Annotated in this window: 13 protein-coding genes; 6 read left to right on the top strand and 7 right to left on the bottom strand. The window is 69.6% G+C overall.

What is annotated here, in order from left to right; genetic code table 11:
• Positions 1–62: 62 nt before the first annotated feature.
• Genes BLU77_RS21100 through BLU77_RS21110 form a run of 3 tightly spaced genes read left to right on the top strand, consistent with a single transcriptional unit; the run spans position 63 to position 3,340 of the window.
• A complete protein-coding gene (locus BLU77_RS21100; protein WP_089775433.1) occupies positions 63–1,622 on the top strand; it encodes an N-acyl-D-amino-acid deacylase family protein in 1,560 nt (519 codons plus the stop codon).
• A complete protein-coding gene (locus BLU77_RS21105) occupies positions 1,622–2,920 on the top strand; it encodes an alanine racemase (protein ID WP_089775435.1) in 1,299 nt (432 codons plus the stop codon). Before BLU77_RS21100 ends, BLU77_RS21105 begins: the two co-directional genes overlap by 1 nt.
• 15 nt (positions 2,921–2,935) lie before the next feature.
• The gene (locus BLU77_RS21110) at positions 2,936–3,340 is read left to right on the top strand and encodes a RidA family protein (RefSeq protein WP_175477277.1); all 405 of its coding nucleotides are present in this window, start codon (positions 2,936–2,938) and stop codon (positions 3,338–3,340) included.
• A 17-nt stretch (positions 3,341–3,357) separates the two neighbouring features.
• On the opposite strand, the gene BLU77_RS21115 is transcribed toward BLU77_RS21110, so the two are convergent.
• The 6 genes from BLU77_RS21115 to BLU77_RS21140 all read right to left on the bottom strand — a co-directional run bounded on the left by BLU77_RS21115 (position 3,358) and on the right by BLU77_RS21140 (position 11,376).
• A complete protein-coding gene (locus BLU77_RS21115; RefSeq protein ID WP_245708985.1) occupies positions 3,358–4,794 on the bottom strand; it encodes a sulfatase family protein in 1,437 nt (478 codons plus the stop codon).
• A gap of 14 nt (positions 4,795–4,808) precedes the next feature.
• On the bottom strand, positions 4,809–6,836 hold the full coding sequence (locus BLU77_RS21120; protein ID WP_245708986.1) for a beta-galactosidase: 2,028 nt from the start codon (positions 6,834–6,836) through the stop codon (positions 4,809–4,811).
• An 89-nt stretch (positions 6,837–6,925) separates the two neighbouring features.
• A complete protein-coding gene (locus BLU77_RS21125) occupies positions 6,926–7,822 on the bottom strand; it encodes a carbohydrate ABC transporter permease (protein WP_089775443.1) in 897 nt (298 codons plus the stop codon).
• The gene (locus BLU77_RS21130) at positions 7,822–8,754 is read right to left on the bottom strand and encodes a carbohydrate ABC transporter permease (RefSeq protein ID WP_089775445.1); all 933 of its coding nucleotides are present in this window, start codon (positions 8,752–8,754) and stop codon (positions 7,822–7,824) included. The genes BLU77_RS21125 and BLU77_RS21130 overlap by 1 nt, the downstream gene beginning before the upstream one ends.
• 70 nt (positions 8,755–8,824) lie before the next feature.
• The gene (locus BLU77_RS21135; RefSeq protein WP_089775447.1) at positions 8,825–10,129 is read right to left on the bottom strand and encodes an ABC transporter substrate-binding protein; all 1,305 of its coding nucleotides are present in this window, start codon (positions 10,127–10,129) and stop codon (positions 8,825–8,827) included.
• Positions 10,130–10,344: 215 nt separating this feature from the next.
• Positions 10,345–11,376 carry a LacI family DNA-binding transcriptional regulator gene (locus BLU77_RS21140; protein WP_089775449.1) on the bottom strand — a complete coding sequence of 344 codons (1,032 nt, stop codon included), beginning with the start codon at positions 11,374–11,376 and terminating at the stop codon, positions 10,345–10,347.
• Positions 11,377–11,528: 152 nt separating this feature from the next.
• Here BLU77_RS21140 and yicI point away from each other — a divergent pair, with 152 nt between their 5' ends.
• Genes yicI through BLU77_RS21155 form a run of 3 tightly spaced genes read left to right on the top strand, consistent with a single transcriptional unit; the run spans position 11,529 to position 15,577 of the window.
• Positions 11,529–13,823: an alpha-xylosidase gene (yicI, locus tag BLU77_RS21145; protein ID WP_089775451.1), complete on the top strand. Its 2,295-nt coding sequence runs from the start codon at positions 11,529–11,531 to the stop codon at positions 13,821–13,823.
• Entirely contained in the window at positions 13,820–15,226 is a 1,407-nt protein-coding gene (locus tag BLU77_RS21150; RefSeq protein ID WP_089775453.1) for a GH1 family beta-glucosidase, read from the top strand. Before yicI ends, BLU77_RS21150 begins: the two co-directional genes overlap by 4 nt.
• A gap of 45 nt (positions 15,227–15,271) precedes the next feature.
• Complete coding sequence (locus tag BLU77_RS21155; protein ID WP_089776101.1) at positions 15,272–15,577, top strand: hypothetical protein; 306 nt, start codon at positions 15,272–15,274, stop codon at positions 15,575–15,577.
• A gap of 5 nt (positions 15,578–15,582) precedes the next feature.
• On the opposite strand, the gene BLU77_RS21160 is transcribed toward BLU77_RS21155, so the two are convergent.
• Positions 15,583–17,061, bottom strand: coding sequence for a glutamate-cysteine ligase family protein (locus BLU77_RS21160; protein WP_089775454.1), 1,479 nt, complete (start codon positions 17,059–17,061; stop codon positions 15,583–15,585).
• Positions 17,062–17,187: the final 126 nt, after the last annotated feature.

Raw genomic sequence — 17,187 nt, forward strand, 5'->3', positions numbered from 1 at the left:
GTGTCACGCATTAAGTTATAGTTGCAAACATAATAGTCCGTCAGGCCGTGAGGAGCCCAGCCATGCCGTCGACCGTCATCCGGGGCGTACAACTGGCTGACGAGCCCATGTCTGGACAGCTGGTGGACATCCACGTCGCTGACGGACAGATCGTGGCGGTGCATCCCGCAGCTCGGGCGACCGAGGCGGATTCGATCATCGACGGCGGTGGTCGCCTCGCCATGCCGGGCTTCATCGATGCACACGCGCACGCCGAAGGCGCCGTCTTCGACGACGAGGTGCAGCTGGCGATGCTCCGCCAGGGGGTGACCAGCGTGGTGGTGGGCAACGACGGTGTGTCGTTCGCGCCTGCACCCGGTCCGACAGCCGAGTGGGCCAGTGACTACTTCATCGCGATCAACGGTGAGCACCCCGATGGTGCGCAGGCACGGATCGCGGATCTGCGTGCGGGCTACAACGGACGCACCCGGGTGAACGTGGCGACCTTGGTGCCGCACGGGAACCTGCGCCATGCCGTGATCGGCGGATCGGACCGGCCCGCCACCGCGGGTGAGCTCGACGAGATGGTCAGCCTGCTTGAGCAGGGCCTGTCCGACGGGGCCTGCGGGCTGTCCACCGGCCTCGAGTACCAGCCCGGTGGATATGCCGACGTGGCCGAGCTGACGGCCCTGGCTCGGGTGGTGGCGGAGCACCGACTCCCGCACGTCAGCCACATGCGTGGCTACGAGGGGCTCGCCGTCGGCGCCATGGCCGAGCTTGCTCAGATCGCTCACGACAGCGGCGTCGCCACCCATATCTCACATCTGCACGGCCCGGACGATCAACTCGTCGCAGCGTTGGACAGCATGCAGGCGGAGGGGCTCGACGTCACGTTCGACTCCTACCCGTATCTGCGCGGAGCCTCGATCCTGTCCATGGTGGCACTGCCGGACTGGGTCCCGCTGGCCGATCCGGCGCAGGCGGTGGCGCTGCTGCGGCGCCCGGACGTTCAGGAGCGGCTGCACGCCGAGCACCTCCCGCAGCTGGAGGAGGTGTGGCCGCGGATCACGATGGCGCACGTGCCAGGCAAGCTGGCGTGGGCCGAAGGGCTCGGCCTGATGCAGGTGGCGGACCGGCTCCGCCTGTCCCCGGCGCAGACCGTGGTGGAACTGCTGATCAGCACCGAGCTGCGGGCGGGCTGCATCTTCGCCCAGCCGCCTACCAACTCGGAAGCCTCGGTCCGCACCCTCCTGGGCTCGCCGGGGCACATCGGTTCCTCCGACGCGATCTATTCCGGTGGGAAGCCGCACCCGCGCGGCTGGGGAGCATTCGCACGTTTCCTCGCCGAGCACGTACGCCGGCTCAGCGACTGGACGTGGGCCGAGTCACAGTGGCACCTCTCCGGTGCGGCTGCCGCCCGGTTCTGTCTCCATGATCGTGGCGCACTGGCGCCCGGAATGGCGGCGGACATCGCACTCATCGATCCGGACGCCGTCCAGGACAACGCTGACTACGAGACGCCACGCACCCTCGCCACCGGCGTCGACGACGTGCTGGTCAACGGCACGCCCGTGCTGACCGGCGGCATGCTGACCCCCGAACGAACCGGCCGCGCGCTACGACCCCCGAAGGTGACCCGCTGATGCCTGAACGGATACTGGACACCCACCTCAAAGGGCTGAACGTCGACCCTGGCACATCGGTGCCCGAGCTGCTCGCGGGCACACCGTCGATCACCGATGACGTGTTCTCCTGGCCGCTGCTGACCCTGAGCGAGGTCGCGCTGGAGCACAACATTCAGACCATGGCCAGCGTGTGCGCCGACGCCGGCGTGCTGCACGCCCCCCACGTGAAGACGGCGATGTCCCAAGAGCTCTACGCACGCCAAGCCGGGGCAGGGGCGTGGGGCGCCACGGTGGCCACCCCGGCGCAGCTGCGCGCCGTCCGCTCGTGGGGGTCGTCACCGGTGATGCTCGCGAACGAGCTGACTGACCCCCGCGAGCTGCGCTGGTTGCGCGAGCACCTCATCGGCGCGGCGAGGGACGGCGAGCCGGCCACTGTCTGGCACTGGGTGGACAGCTTGTGTGGTGTCGAGCTGGCGCGGCAGGCGCTCCGGCCGGAGGGTGACCCGGCGCCGTCGGGTTACGGCGTGTTGATCGAGCTCGGCGTTCCGGGTGGGCGCACCGGGGTGCGCTCCGCCGCCGACGCACTCGAGCTGGCCCGGGGCCTCGCCGCCGCGAGGATTCCGCTGGTCGGTGTAGCCGGGTACGAGGGTCCGCTGGTCGACCACGACGAACGGCCGCGAGCCGGCCGGGTGATCGAGTACGTGCGCGCGCTGCGAGACCTGGCCGAGGCGATCGATCGGGAGAATCTGTGGGGCCCGGGTATCGGCACCGACGGCCTTGCCCCCGTCGTCACAGTGGGCGGCAGTGATGTCATCGACGTGATTCTGTCCGAGTTGGGCGAGGTCGACGGCCGAATGCCGATCCGCGGGGTGATCCGCTCCGGCGCCTCCCTCACCCACGATCACGGGCTCTGCGCGAGAGCCAACCCGTGGCAGCACCTCGGCCTGGCGCTGCAGCCCGCTGCCGTGGTGTGGGCGTCCGTGCTGTCCACCCCGGAAGAGGGGCTTGCGCTGCTCAACGCCGGACGACGCGACGTCCCCTTCGACATCGACCTTCCGGTGCCGCTGCACGTGCTCGGCCTGGCCGAGACCGGGGCGTGGGCCGGCCCCGGCCCGATCGAAGGATGGCAGGTGACGACGCTGAACGACCAGCACGCCTACCTGCGCACCACTAACGGCACCTCCACCCCGCTCAGCCCGGGGGACGTCGTCGGGCTCGGGATCTCCCACCCCTGCACCCTGTTCGACAAATGGCGCACGGCCGTAGTGGTCGATGACCAGCTGCGCGCCGTCGACCTGATCACCACCCAGTTCTGAACCGAAGGAGCCATCATGACCAAGACAGCCGTTCACACCGACGCTGCCCCGCCGCCCGCGCACGCCTTCCCGCAGGGGGTACGCAAGGGACCGTTCCTGCAGGTCTCCGGCCAGGGGCCGGTGGATCCGGCGACCCGCGAGTACGTCTTCCCCGACGACGTCGCCGCGCAGACGACCCGCGTGCTGGAAAACGTCGCGGCCATCGTGCGCGCCGGCGGCGCGTCCTTCTCCGACGTGATCTCCCTGCGCGTCTTCCTCACCGACCGGTCGCTGTTCCCCGCCATGAACGAGGCTTACGCGGCATTCGTCGAGCAGCACGGCGGCCAGGACGTGTTCCCGGCACGCACCACCGTGATCTGCGGACTGCCCCGTGAGGAGATGCTCGTCGAGATCGACGCGCTCGCGGTGGTCAGCGAGTAGCGGCGACGCCGCGCCTCTCAGACGAGCGCGGCCTGCACCCGCTCGCCGTGCCGGGTGGCCAGGTCCGCTCGCCCCACTTCGTGCAACCAGGCTGAGTGCCGCTCCCAGAGGCGACGGACGTCGTCGGGACGTTCGCCGAGGAGATCCTGAGACTCGGCGAGGTCGGCGGACAGGTCGAACAGGTGCACGCCGTCCCCGACGTCCACGTGCTCGACGGTGTGTACACCGCGCGCCTCGTCCGAGTCACCGTGGGTGATCCGCAGCTTGAGATCTCCCACCCGCACGGCCGACTGGAACCCGGTCTCCCAGTGCAGCGACTCGTGCCCCGCGCCGCCCTCACCACGCCACAGCGCGCCCTGGTCGGTGCCATCGCTGTCCAGGGTGGCCACGTCATAGCCGGCGGCGGCGAGCAGCGTCGGGTAGAGGTCCATCGAACTGACCAGGCCCGGCTGGGTGCGCCCACCGGACCAGCCGCCGTCGGGCCAGCGCACCAGGTAGGGCACCCGCACCCCACCCTCGGCGAGGGTGTACTTGGTGCCGCTGAGCGGGGTGTTGTCGCCGTAGTTGCAGGTGGAGCCGCCGTTGTCGGTGAGGTAGACAACGATGGTGTTATCGGCGTTCCCGGACTCGTCCAGCGTGTCCAGGAGGCGGCCGATCTCGGCGTCCATCAGCTCCAGCTGGGCCAGGTAGTACTCCCGGCCGTGCTCCAGGTTCGGGGCGATCGCCCCGTCGTACCAGTCGTGGTAGCTGAGCGCGTCGGCGTCGTGCCAGTCGGCCTTCGCGGGAAGGCCGCGCTTCTCGAGCTCCTCGGCCGGCAGCTGCCAGCAGAAGTTGTGCACCGCGTTGAACGCGACCATGGCGAAGTACGGGCCCTCGGTGGTGGTGATGAAGTCGCGGGTGCGCCGGCCCAGCTCAGCGGTGAGGAAGGAGTCGAGCTCCACCTCGTCGCCGTTGTGCAGCATCGGCTGCACCGCCATCCGCCACTGCGCCTCCGGTCCGTACTCGGCGACCGCGTCATCGCTGTGCACCAGGTAGTTGAGGCGCCCCTGCTGCTGCCCGGCAAGGCCGTAGTAGGACTCGTCGAACCCGTGCTCGGACGGGCAGGCACGATCACCGGGCTCCTCCGGGCCGTAGTGCACCTTGCCGAAGTAGCCGCAGGTGTAGCCGAGCTCGCCGAACCGTTCGGCGAGCGTGCTGCGCTCGTCCGGGAAGCGCGTGTCGGAGAACCAGGTGGACCCCCACCGTGCCGGATAGGAGCCGCTGATGATCGCACCGCGGGAGGGGTTGCAGATCGGCGCGGCCACGTAGGCGTCGGAGCAGCTCACCCCGTTCGCGGCGAGCCGGTCCAGCGCCGGGGTCCGCACGGCCGGGTCGAACCCGAGGGCGCTGCGGTCACCGTACCCATGGTCGTCGGAGAGGATCAGCAGGACGTTCGGTGGGTTGGACGCAGGCACAGGGCTCCTTGCGGTCATGGGGTGGTGACGTGCCAGGTGGCGCCCGGCTGTTCCCGGACCACGGCGACCTCACCCGGTTCCAGCAGGATACCGCCGTCGGTGCTGGCCTCGGTGAGGAGATCGTGGCCGGCTCCGGTGACCCGGACCGGCGCGCTGCCGTGGTGCAGGAAGAACAGGTAGTCCGCCTGCGCGCCACGGCGGCGCACCACTTCCAGGCCCGTCCCGACGGCGTCCGGGACAGGTGCGTAGATGTTCTCGGCCTGGCACAGCCTCGCCCAGAAGACGTCCCGGGACTCCTGCACGAGCCGGGCGGACAGGTAGGTGGCAGTGCCGGCACCGACGGTGCGGCGGGTGATCGCCGGTAGCCCGGCCAGGTCGCCATCGGCGTAGCCCGCTACCTGTTCGGCCCCTTCGAGGTGCACCCGCTCGGTCCACTGCTGGACCTGGCTGCCATCGGTGAGTGAGCCGGTGATCTCGGGGGCGAGCGGCCGGATCTCCTCCACCCGGATCCCGAGCAGGTCGCGGATCCGCCCCGGGTAGCCGCCGAGGACGACCCGCTGGTTCTCGTCCGCGACGCCGCTGAAGTGACCGACCACCAGGTGGCCGCCGGATGCGACATAGGCGTCCAGCCAGGCCACGGTCGCGTCATCCATGGCGAACAGGCTGGGCACGGCGAGGATCCGGTAGCGGGAGGCGTCCGCGCCCGGTCGGATGAAGTCGGACGCGATCCCGGCCCGCCAGAGCGAGCGGTGCGTGGCGCGTACCTCCTCGGCGTAGTCGATCCCGTCGTGCGGCAGGTGCGGAGTCTCCAGGGACCACCACCCGTTCGCGTCCCAGACGATGCCCACCTGCGCCTCCACCAACGGCCCGTCCGCAGGGGGCTCGGCCACCTCGGCGATGCGTGTCAGGATGCGCCCGAGCTCGATGGTGGCCTCGAAGGAGCGGCTCTCGGGCCCCGCGTGCGGGACCAGGGCACCGTGCCAGAACTCCGCACCGGCCGCCGAGGCGCGCCACTGGAAGAACAGTGATGCCTGCGAGCCGCGAGCGATGTAGCCGAGGGAGTTGCGGATGTTCCGGTCCGGATCCTTGACGAGGGTCAGCTCGCCGGTGCGGATGCCGGTGGCATTCTGCTCCATCAGCAGCCATGGGCCGTCGGCCCAGGACCGGGTGAGGTCGGCGCCGTACGCCACGTGCGCCTCGCCGTCGGGTCCGGCGCTGTCCAGGTAGTGGTCCACGGAGACGACGTCCTGGTGCTCGGCCCAGGCCCATTGATCCAGGTGGTTCCAGGTGGGCAGCATGAAGTTGGTGGTGACCGGTGCGGCCGAGGACGCCCGGATCTCGGTGACCTGCTCGCGGTAGGCGGCGAGCATCTCGTCCGAGCAGAACCGTTTGAAGTCCACCACCTGGGCGGGGTTGTGCAGGTACTGGGTCTGCATCGGCGGGAGGATGTCCTCCCAGTCGCTGTAGTGCTGGGACCAGAACGCGGTGTACCAGGCGTCGTTGAGGGCATTGAGGGTGCCGTAGCGGGCCTGCAGCCACCGGCGGAACGCCGCCGCGGCGTGCGGGCCGTGGTCGATCGTGCCGTACTCGTTGTGCACGTGCCAGCCGCGCAGTCGCGGGTGCTGCCCGTAGCGTTCGGCGAGGAACCGGGCGACCCGGCGGCATGCCTGGCGGTAGGCCGGGGCGCTGATCGCGTACGTGTCCCGGGAGCCATGCAGCACCCGGGTGCCGTCCGGGCGGACCGGCATCGCGTCGGGGTGGGCGCGAGTGAACCACGGCGGGGGAGAGGCGGTCGGGGTGGCGAGGAAGAAGGAGATACCCGCCTCGTCCAGGGTGGCGATCACCTCGTCCAGCCAGGTGGCGTCGAACTCACCCTCCCGCGGTTCGAGCAGCGCCCAGGAGAACACCCCGAGGGTGACGGTGTTCACCCCGGCCCGGCGCATCAGCTCCATATCCTGCGCCCATACCTCACGGGGCCACTGCTCGGGGTTGTAGTCGCCGCCGAACAGGAATCCGGTGGTGCCGGATGCGATCTCGGACACGCGGTCCTCCTTCACTTCTCGGCGAGTGCGGCCGATTTCGCTCATATCCCGGGATATGAGCGAAATCGGCCGCACTCGCGGTGTGGTGGTCAGCCCTTGATGCCGCCGCTGATCAGGTCCAGGCGCCAGTAGCGTTGCAGCACCAGCATCATCACGACCAGCGGGATGATTGCCACGGCCGCGCCGATGATCGCCAGGCTGTACAGCGACGGCGTACCGGACCCCTTCGACAGCAACGTGTACAGGCCGACCGTCAACGGGTACATCCGCTCATCGGAGAGCATGATGAACGGCAGCAGGAAGTTGTTCCAGATGCCCACGAACTGCAGCAGGAAGATGGTCACCATCCCGGGGACCATCATCGGCAGGGCGATGGCGGTGAAGATCCGCACGTCGTTGGCCCCGTCGATCCGAGCCGCCTCCATCGTGTCGCTGGGGATCGCCGAGGCGGCGTAGACCCGGGCGAGATAGATCCCGAACGGGGAGATCAGCGAGGGCAGCAGCACCGACCAGTAGGTGCCGGCCAACCCGATCTCGGACATCAGCAGATACTGCGGGATCGCCAGTGTGATGCCGGGCAGCAGCACCCCGCCGAGAATGGCGTAGAACACCGCCTGGCGGCCGGGGAAGGTGTACTTGGCGAGCGCGAAGCCGGCCATCGTGGAGATCAGGGTGGAGGCTGCCGCACCGAAGCCGGCGAAGATCAGGCTGTTCAGCGCCCACTGCGGGAATTGACCGCCACCGTAGGTGAACAGGTCTCGCAGGTTGTCCAGTAGGCCGGAGCCGGGGGCGAAGGTGAAGGTGGTGAACAGCTCGGCGTTCGACTTCGTCGAGGCGATCACCACCCAGGCCACCGGCACCAGGCAGTAGAGGGCGCCGAGCAGCAGGACCAGGGTGGGCAGGACCCGGCGCGGGTGGGAGCGGGGCCGCGGTGCGGTGCTCGAGACCGACCGGACCACCGGGCGTGCGGCGGTGCTGGTACTCATCAGGCGGCTCCGAACGTGCGCTTCTGGGTGAGTCGGAGCAGCAGCACCGACACGATCAGGGTGCCCAGCGCCAACACCACCGACGAGGCGGCGGCCAGGGACAGGTCATCGCGGACGAAGGCGTCGCGGTAGATCTTCATCAACGGCACCCACGTCTGGGAGATGGAGTTGGTCATCGGGCGCAAGGTGGTCGGCTCGCCGTACACCTGCAGGGTGCCGATCAGCGCGAACAGCCCGGTCAGCACGAGGGCGGGGCCGACGAGCGGGATCTTGATCCGGTAGGCGATGTGCCACTCGTTCGCACCGTCGAGACGGGCCGCCTCGTACACCTCTCCGGGGATGCCACGCAACGAGGTGTACAGGATGATCATGTTGAAACCGACGCCGGTCCAGATCGCGATGTTTGCCACGGACGGGAACAACATGGCGCCGTCCAGCACAGCGATCGGATCGAGCCCGATCCGGCGCAGCACGTAGTTCAGCGGGCTGGTCGAGGGCAGGTACAGGAAACCCCACAGGAGCGAGGCGATCACTCCCGGCACGGCGTACGGGATGAAGATCGCGGTGCGCGCGAAGCGTGCGCCCGCCACCCGGGGGAGGTCGAGCAGCAGCGCGAAGGTGAGGGCGAGGCCAAGAGTGAGTGGCACGGCGATGAAGCCGTAGATCGCCAGGCGCCCGAATCCGGCCAGGAACTCGGGGTCAGTGAAGGTCGTGGCGTAGTTGGCGAAGCCGACCCAGGTCTCCTCCTGCACGCCGAACGGGCCGTCGCCGCTCACCCGTAACCCGCGGAAGCTCAGCACGATCGCGTACCCGATCGGGATCGCGAGGAAGGTGAGGTAGAGGATCCCGGCAGGCAGCAGGAAGCCGTAGGGGGCGACCCAGCGGTGGCGGATCCGGCGCCGGGTCGGTCTCGGTTCGGTAGCGGTGCTCATCGCACACGTGCTCCTTCGTCGAGCGGGTGCCGGCGAGGAGGACATGGCTCCCGCCGGCACCCGGGGTGCGTCAGTTGGTGGTGACCGTGAAGCCAGCGGTCTCCATGTCCTCGACCACGACGTCCTGCGTCGCGGCCAGGGCCTCGCGCAGCGGCGTGCCGTTCTCGATGGCCGCGGACATGGCGTCCTGGAAGGCGCTCGAGGCGACGTTCACGTTCGGGCCCCAGCTGATGTCGGGCACCGTGGTGGCCGCGATCTCCGCGGCGACCTCCCAGTAGTCGGACTGCTGCGGCATCAGCAGCGGCGGCTCGGAGTCGAGAGTGAGCTCCTGGCCGGTCAGCGAGGCCGGGTACTGACCCTGCTCGATCTGGATCGCGGCAGCTTCCTCGCTCGCGCCCATCCAGGCGGCGAACTCGGCGGCTGCCTCGGGGTACTCGGCCGAGGTGGTCACCACGACGGCGGAGCCACCCTGGAACGCGACCCCGGGATCGCCGTCGTTCCACTGCGGCAGGGGAGCCATCGCCCAGTCGCCGGCCATGGGTTCGGCCACCCCGTAGAGCACACCTGCCGCCCACAGCCCGGCGGGCCAGGAGAGGATCTCGCCGGAGTTCAGCGCCGCGTTCCACTCGGGCGTGAGCAGCGGCTCGGCGAGCACCAGGTCCCGATCAATCAGGTCCTGCCAGTAGTCGGCCACCTCCTGGGAGGCGGGGTCGTCGATTCCCACCGTCCAGGTGTCACCGTCCACGGACCACCACTCGCCCCCGGCCTGCTGGGCGAAGCCCGCGAAACCGCCGAACTCGGCCGGGGCGAAGGTGGTGATGTAGGCGTTCGGGTCGGCGGCGCGCACCTGCTCGGCAGCCTCGGCGAACTCCTCCCAGGTGGTCGGCACCTCGACGCCGAGCTCGTCGAAGCGGGCCTGGTTGTAGGTCAGGGCCATCGGGCCGGCATCCTGCGGGACCCCGTAGGTCGCACCGTCGAAGCTGGCCTGGCTCCACACCCCTGGGGCGTACTCGCTCTCCAGGTCGGTGGTGTGGGCGCTGATGTCCGCGGCCACGCCGGCCACGATCATCGCCGGCAGGGTGTTGTACTCCACGATCGCCACGTCCGGGGCGTTCTCCGCCCGGGTGGCGGTGACGAGCTTGGCGGAGGAGTCGGAACCGCCGCCGGCGTCGGTGTGCACCACTTGGATGTCCGGATGGGTCTCATTCCAGGCGTCCACCATGGGCTGCTGAGCGGTTCCCCAGGCCCAGTAGTCGATGGTGATCGGGCCGTCCGGGCTCGGTGCCTCGGCATTGCCGTCCGCTCCGGCTGAGCAGGCGGCCAGGGTCAGTCCTGCCACGGACAGGCCGGCGACGGCCAGGAGGTTCTTGCGCATGTCTCACATCTCCTTCGACGTGCTGGGATGAGGCGGGTGGCATCGTCGCACTAGCGAAGCGCTTCGATTGCTGCGTCCGATCATGGACCGATGATCAGCCACCTGTCAAAAGGGGAAAGGATGCTTGGACCAGTGAGATGGCCGCACAAATGCGATCTCGGCGCACCGGTGCGGGCGATGGCCGAAGCGGATCGAAGCGGTTGGTGGCCCCGGGGTCAGGCCAGCGGTGCGCTTGTGCTGGCGCGGTCGGTGAGTTCGGCGCGGACGAGGCGCGTCTCGGGGGCTCCCTCGCCACGGAGTGCGGCCACGGCCATCTCCACGGCCGTGGCGCCGATCGACTGTGCCGGGACGTCGATCGAGCTGAGTGGAGCGGCCTGTTGCTCGGCGATGCTCGGTGGGCACACGGCGATCACGGAGATGTCCTGCGGGAGGCGGAGCTGCCTCTCGCGCAGGACGTCCAGGACGCTGGGTAGCGCCGCTTCGTGGTGCACCACCAGTGCCGTGGCGCGATCCGGCCCGTCCAGTACGGGGGCGAGTGCCGTCGCCACGGCGTCACGGCGGGCGGCCGTGGGGGCGATGCTGAACTGCGCGCCGGCGGCGGCCGACTGTTCGCTCAGTCCGCGCACCATGCGTTCGGCGAAGGACATCCGGCGCTCGAACGTCACCGATGGTGGGCCCACCATGGCGATCCGGCGATGCCCGTGCGCGGCCAGGTGCCGGATCGCCAGCCGTCCGGCACTCTCGAAGTCGAAGTCGACGCAACTCAGGCCGTGCGGATCGTCCGGCAGGCCGATCAGGATCGCCGGGGTCCGCGCTCGGGAGAGCGCCTCGATCCGGGGATCCTCCGCCTGGACGCTCATCGCGATGATCGCGTCCGCTGTCGAACCTGCCCAGACGCGCTCGGTCGCCGAGGGGTCGTCGTCGGTGACCAGCAGCACGTCATAGCCCAGGGCGCGCGCCCGTGGTGCGATCCCGGCGACGAACTGCATGAGCACGTTGACGTCGATGTCCGGCCGCAGCGCCTTCGTGCCAGGGGTGAGGGGGAGTGGCACCATCAGTGCGAGCACGTTCGTGCGGGCCGAGGCAAGCGCACGGGCGCCGGCGTGCGGGTGATAGCCGAGCTCGGCGACGGCGGCCTGCACCTTGGCTCGCGTCGCGGCCGAGATGCGGCGCTTGCCGGAGAGGACGTAGGAGACCGTGGAGGTGGCGACGCCGGCGCGCTTGGCGACGTCATCGATCGTGGCCATCCCTCGTCCTCCCAGTGCTGGTCGTGGCGCCGCGTTGCGATCTGCGTGACGTCGCCCCTACAGTGCAGACCGTACAGTGTTGAAGCGCTTCGACGGGTCGAGTCGAATGCAACCCCGCTCCGCTATTCGAGCGCGAGCACAGGAAGGCGACGATGAAGTTCACCGATGGCTACTGGCAGACGCTTCCGGGTGTGGAGATCCTCCGTCCCCGTGATGTGGAGTCGGTGGTCGACGGCGGGGATCACCTCCTCGTGTACGCCTCCACCGTGCCACTGCGTCATCGTGGCGACACGTTGAACCGGCCGATGATCACGATCCGCGTGGATGCTCCGGCCGAGGGCGTGATCGGTGTGCGGATCGAGCATTTCCGCGGTGTGCGCGACCGTGGCCCGCACTTCGCGCTTGCTTCCACCGGTGCCGCCGCTGAGGTGCACCTCCCGGAGGGCGGGCCGGCCACGCTCACCTCCGGCGGGTTGACCGCCCGAGTGGCCACCGACGGTCCGTGGCGCCTGGAACTGGTGCGCGCCGACGGCTCCGTGCTCACCGAGTCGACAGACCGCGGTACCGCGGTGATCAGCACACCGGACGGACCATTCGTGCGTGAGCAGCACTCCCTCGGTATCGGCGAGCACCTGTACGGTCTCGGCGAACGGTTCGGCCCGCTGGTCAAGAACGGGCAGAGCATCGACGTCTGGAACGCCGACGGCGGGACGGCCTCGGAGCAGGCGTACAAGAACGTGCCGTTCCACCTCTCCGACCGCGGCTACGGCGTCTTCGTGGACCACCCCGAACGGGTCTCCTATGAGATTGCCACCGAGGTCGCCTCCCGTACGCAGTTCTCCGTGGCCGGTCAGCACCTGCAGTACTACGTCATCGACGGGCCCGACCCGAAGGACGTGCTGCGTCGCTACACCGCGCTCACCGGCCGGCCTGCCGCGGTGCCCACCTGGTCCTACGGGTTGTGGCTGTCCACCTCGTTCACCACCGACTACGACGAGGCCACCGTCACCTCCTTCATCGAGGGCATGGCCGAGCGTGACCTGCCGCTCTCGGTCTTCCACTTCGACTGCTTCTGGATGCGCCAGTTCCACTGGAGCGACTTCGTCTGGGACCCGGTGACCTTCCCGGATCCGGAAGGCATGCTTGCCCGGTTGCACGAACGCGACCTGAAGGTCTGCGTCTGGATCAACCCCTACATTGCCCAGCGCTCCCACCTGTTCGCCGAAGGCGCCGAGAAGGGCTATCTGGTCACGACGCCGTCGGGAGATGTGTGGCAGTGGGACATGTGGCAGGCCGGGATGGGCCTGGTGGACTTCACCAATCCCGACGCCTGGGCCTGGTACCAGGACAAGCTGCGGGTGCTGCTGCGCCAGGGCGTGGACGCCTTCAAGACCGACTTCGGCGAACGGATCCCCACCGACGTCCTCTGGCACGACGGCTCCGACCCGCAGCGGATGCACAACTACTACGCCCAGCTGTACAACCAGTGCGTCTTCGAGCTCCTCGAGGACGAGCGCGGCGCGGGCGATGCGGTGGTCTTCGCACGGTCCGCGACCGCCGGCGGCCAGCAGTTCCCGGTGCACTGGGGCGGCGACTGCGAGTCGACGTTCACCGCCATGGCAGAGTCCCTCCGCGGCGGACTGTCGCTGGCCGCCTCCGGTTTCGGCTTCTGGAGCCACGACATCGGCGGCTTCGAGGGCACCCCCGACCCGGCCGTGTTCAAGCGCTGGGTGGCCTTCGGTCTGCTCTCCTCGCACAGCCGCCTGCACGGGTCGAGCTCGTACCGGGTGCCCTGGGCGTTCGACGACGAAGCGGTCCACGTGACCCGGCGCTTCACCCACCTCAAGCACCGCCTGATGCCCTACCTCGCCCGCGCCGGGCAGTTCGCCTCGTCCGACGGGGTCCCGGTGATGCGCCCGATGATGCTGGACTTCCCCGGCGACCGGAGCGTGGTCGCCGCCGACACCCAGTACCTGCTCGGCGGCGACCTGCTGGTAGCCCCGGTGCTGCACGAGAGCACTGCCGAGTACTACGTCCCAGCGGGCACCTGGACCCAGGTGCTCACCGGCCAGACCGTGACCGGGCCGCGCTGGGTGCGTGAGGAGCACGCGTTCGACTCGGTCCCGCTGCTCGCCCGGCCCGGCAGCGTCATCGCCTTCGGCTCCCGCACCGACCGGCCGGACTATGCCTACGCCGACGGTGTGGAACTGCACGTCTTCGAGCCGGCTGACGGTTCCGAGCTGATCGTCGAGGTGCCCACGCCCGACGGCGCAGGGTGCGCTGCCGAGTTCACCGTGCGCCGGTCCGGGGACCTGATCGAGGCCACCCTCACCCGCGGATCCAGCCCGGCCTGGGCTCTGGTGCACCGCGGGGTGCGCTGCGAGGCCGACGGCGCCAGGGCGTCCATCGACCTGTCTGCCGAGATCGACCCCGGGAGCACCCGATGACCCGCACCTTCCCACCCGACTTCGTCTGGGGCTCGGCCACGGCCGCCTACCAGGTGGAAGGAGCTGCGGCCGAGGGAGGTCGCGGCCCGTCCATCTGGGACGTCTTCTCCCACACCCCGGGCACCACGCTGAACGGTGATACCGGTGACGTGGCGATCGACCACTACCACCGGATGCGTGCGGACGTCGCCCTGATGGCCGAGCTCGGCCTGGGCGCGTATCGCTTCTCGGTCTCCTGGCCGCGGGTGCAGCCCGGCGGGCGCGGAGAGCCGAACGCCGAGGGGCTGGCGTTCTACTCCGCCCTGGTCGATGCACTCGTGGAGCATGGCATCACCCCGGTGGTGACGCTCTACCACTGGGACCTGCCGGCCGAGCTGCAGACCACCGGCGGGTGGACCAACCGGGAGAGCGCATACGCCTTCGCCGAGTACGCCCGGATCGTCGCCCGGGCGCTCGGTGACCGCGTGCAGATGTGGACCACGCTGAACGAACCGTGGTGCGCCGCCTTCCTCGGCTATGCCTCCGGCGTGCACGCCCCGGGCATCACCGACCCGGTGGCGGCCCTGCAGGCCGCGCACCACCTCAACCTGGCACACGGCCTGGCTGCCACGGCGATCCGCGCCGAGCTCGGACCGGACACGAAGGTGTCGGTGACCCTGAACACCCACGTGAACCGCCCGGCGGACCCAGACCACCCCGGTGACGTGGACGCCGTGCGGCGACTGGACGCCGTCGGGAATCGGATCTTCCTCGACCCGATGCTGCGCGGGCACTATCCGGACGACCTGCTCGCTGACGTCGCCCACCTCACCGACTTCTCCTTCGTGCACGAGGGCGACGCCGAGCTGATCTGTCAGCCGCTCGACCTGCTCGGGGTGAACTACTACTGCACCGGGGCGGCCCGCCAGTTCCGTGGCGGAGTGCGGGAGAGCTCGACTGCGCATGGCGACTCCGAGCACAGCCCGTGGGTCGGCGCGGACGACGTGGAGTTCCTCCCGATGCCGGGCCCGCACACCGCGATGGGGTGGAACATCGACCCGTCCGGGCTCGCCGAGCTGCTGCACCGGCTGCATGACGAGTACGGCGTGCCGCTGATGGTCACCGAGAACGGTGCCGCCTTCGACGACCGGGTGGGTGCCGATGGCACGGTGCACGACTCCGACCGGATCGCCTACCTGCACGGCCACATCGACGCCGTCGGGCAGGCCCGGGAAGCCGGGGTGGACGTGCGCGGCTACTTCGTGTGGTCCCTCTTCGACAACTTCGAGTGGGCCTACGGCTACGAGCGGCGGTTCGGGATCGTCCGGGTGGACTACGACACCCAGCAGCGGACCCGCAAGGACTCGGCGCACTGGTACGCGCGCCTGGTCGCGAGCGGGGAACTGCCGGTGCCGCAGAGTTGAGGCGCCACGGTGTGGTCATCGGTGCCGGCGGGTGATACTGGGGTGGTGGTACGCCGGTCCCGGAAACGTCGTTACGACGAGCCTCATCCCGAGCTCGACGTGGAGGCCGTGCTGCGTGGCCGTCCGCGAGTGGAGTCAGGACCCGACGGCGGACGCTGGAACGTGCGCGAGGTGGCCGGCTCGGACAAGACCTACCGGTGCCCGGGATGCGAGCAGATGATCCCGGCAGGGGTCGGGCACGTGGTCGCCTGGGGCGACGACCACCTCTTCGGTGCGGATGCGGCGCTCGCCGAACGGCGGCACTGGCACCGGGCATGCTGGCGGGCGCGGCACCGGCGCGGCCCACGCTGACGCCGTCAGGCGGGGACCTCCCAGGTGTGCACCGGCTCGTTGGAGTGCATCCCGTCGAGGTAGTGGCGCAGCATCTCGGTGAGCGCCTCGGTGCGGTCGAGCCCGCGGCGCTCCAGGGCGGCAACGGTCTCGGTCTGCCACCACGCCCCGTTCCGGCGCCACTTGCAGCGCCCCTCGATGATCGGCAGATAGCGATCGATCACGCTCGGGGAGACCCCGCGCAGCGCCAGCCCCTCCGCGGCCAGGGGCAGCAGGTGCCGCAGCACCAGCTCGTCCCAGGGCACCTCGCCATAGCCCGGCCAGTACATCTGCGCCTCGACGCCGTCCCGCGCGCCGTTGGTGAAGTTGCCGTGGGCAGCGGCGAAGGAGATCCGGGTCCAAGCGGGGCGCTCCTCCCGGGCGAGCATCTCCAACGCGCCGTAGTAGAAGGCGGCGTTCGCGAGGATGTCCACCACGGTCGGACCGGCAGGAAGCACCCGGTTCTCCACGCGCAGGTGTGCCTCGCCGTCGACCACGTCGTAGATCGGGCGATTCCACCGATATACCGTGCCGTTGTGCAGGCGTAGCTCCTGCAGGCGTGGCGTCCGCCCGGCCGCCAGCTCGGCCTCCGGGTCCTCGTCGGTGCACTCGGGCAGCAGCGCCGGGAAGAAACGCACGTTCTCTTCGAACAGGTCGAAGATCGAGGTGATCCACCCGTCGCCGAAGAACACCGGCGGGCGGACGCCCTGGTTGCGCAGCTCGGGGGAGCGGGTGTCGGTGGCCTGCAGGAACAGCTCGGTGCGGGTCTCGGCCCACAGCTGCTTGCCGAACAGGTACGGCGAGTTCGCGCCGAGGGCGAGCTGCGGACCGGCGAGCAGCTGGGCGGCGTTCCAGTGTGCGGCGAACTCGTTCGGGGAGACCTGCAGGTGCAGCTGGACCGAGGTGCAGGCCGACTCCGGGGCGATCGTGCCGGTGGTCATCCGCAACGGCTCCGGTCCGGAGATGTCCAGATCGAGGTCCTCCCGGCGGGCGGCGAAGACAGCTTCCTCGAGGGCTTGGTAGCGCGGGTTGGCGCTCATCCAGTTGCCGGTCAGGTGCTCGGGGCGCAAGGTCGGCAGGATCCCGATCATGGCGATCGCGATGCCGTGCTTCCCCGCCCGTTCCTCCGCGACGTTGAGGTGCTTGCGCAGCCGCTGTTCCAGCTCGAGCACCGACTCGCCAGGGAGTTCCGCCGGCGGCACGTTCAGCTCGATGTTGTACCGGGCGAGCTCGGTCTGGAAGGCAGGGTCGGCGATCTCGTCGAGCACCTGCGCGTTCCGCATCGCCGGCTGGTACTGGGCATCGACGAGGTTCAGCTCGATCTCGAGTCCGCTGCGCGAAGGTGCATCCGCGAAGTGGTGGCTGCCGAGCATGTCCTCGAATACGTCGAGGCAGCGCCGGACCTTCTCGCGATACCGCTGACGCTGTTCGCGGGAGAACGTGTGCGTGGTGATCTCATCGCCCATCGCGAGCTCCTCCAGGTCGGCGATCGCCGTACGGCGTCCTCACATCCCACCACCCCGGTGGCTCGCCCGCCACCGATTCCAGGTGTGATCGACGGTGATGCGTCATGCCAGGGGCCTATTGCTCAT

Source organism: Ruania alba (assembly GCF_900105765.1).
GTDB lineage: Bacteria > Actinomycetota > Actinomycetes > Actinomycetales > Beutenbergiaceae > Ruania > Ruania alba.

What these genes read in the sequence shown, in the direction of transcription:
- BLU77_RS21135 (WP_089775447.1), bottom strand. Translation starts at nt 10,129, where the DNA reads ATGCGCAAGAACCTCCTGGCCGTCGCCGGCCTGTCCGTGGCAGGACTG.
- BLU77_RS21160 (WP_089775454.1), bottom strand. Translation starts at nt 17,061, where the DNA reads ATGGGCGATGAGATCACCACGCACACGTTCTCCCGCGAACAGCGTCAG.
- BLU77_RS21125 (WP_089775443.1), bottom strand. Translation starts at nt 7,822, where the DNA reads ATGAGTACCAGCACCGCCGCACGCCCGGTGGTCCGGTCGGTCTCGAGC.
- BLU77_RS21105 (WP_089775435.1), top strand. Translation starts at nt 1,622, where the DNA reads ATGCCTGAACGGATACTGGACACCCACCTCAAAGGGCTGAACGTCGAC.
- BLU77_RS21110 (WP_175477277.1), top strand. Translation starts at nt 2,936, where the DNA reads ATGACCAAGACAGCCGTTCACACCGACGCTGCCCCGCCGCCCGCGCAC.
- yicI (WP_089775451.1), top strand. Translation starts at nt 11,529, where the DNA reads ATGAAGTTCACCGATGGCTACTGGCAGACGCTTCCGGGTGTGGAGATC.
- BLU77_RS21130 (WP_089775445.1), bottom strand. Translation starts at nt 8,754, where the DNA reads ATGAGCACCGCTACCGAACCGAGACCGACCCGGCGCCGGATCCGCCAC.
- BLU77_RS21150 (WP_089775453.1), top strand. Translation starts at nt 13,820, where the DNA reads ATGACCCGCACCTTCCCACCCGACTTCGTCTGGGGCTCGGCCACGGCC.
- BLU77_RS21100 (WP_089775433.1), top strand. Translation starts at nt 63, where the DNA reads ATGCCGTCGACCGTCATCCGGGGCGTACAACTGGCTGACGAGCCCATG.
- BLU77_RS21140 (WP_089775449.1), bottom strand. Translation starts at nt 11,376, where the DNA reads ATGGCCACGATCGATGACGTCGCCAAGCGCGCCGGCGTCGCCACCTCC.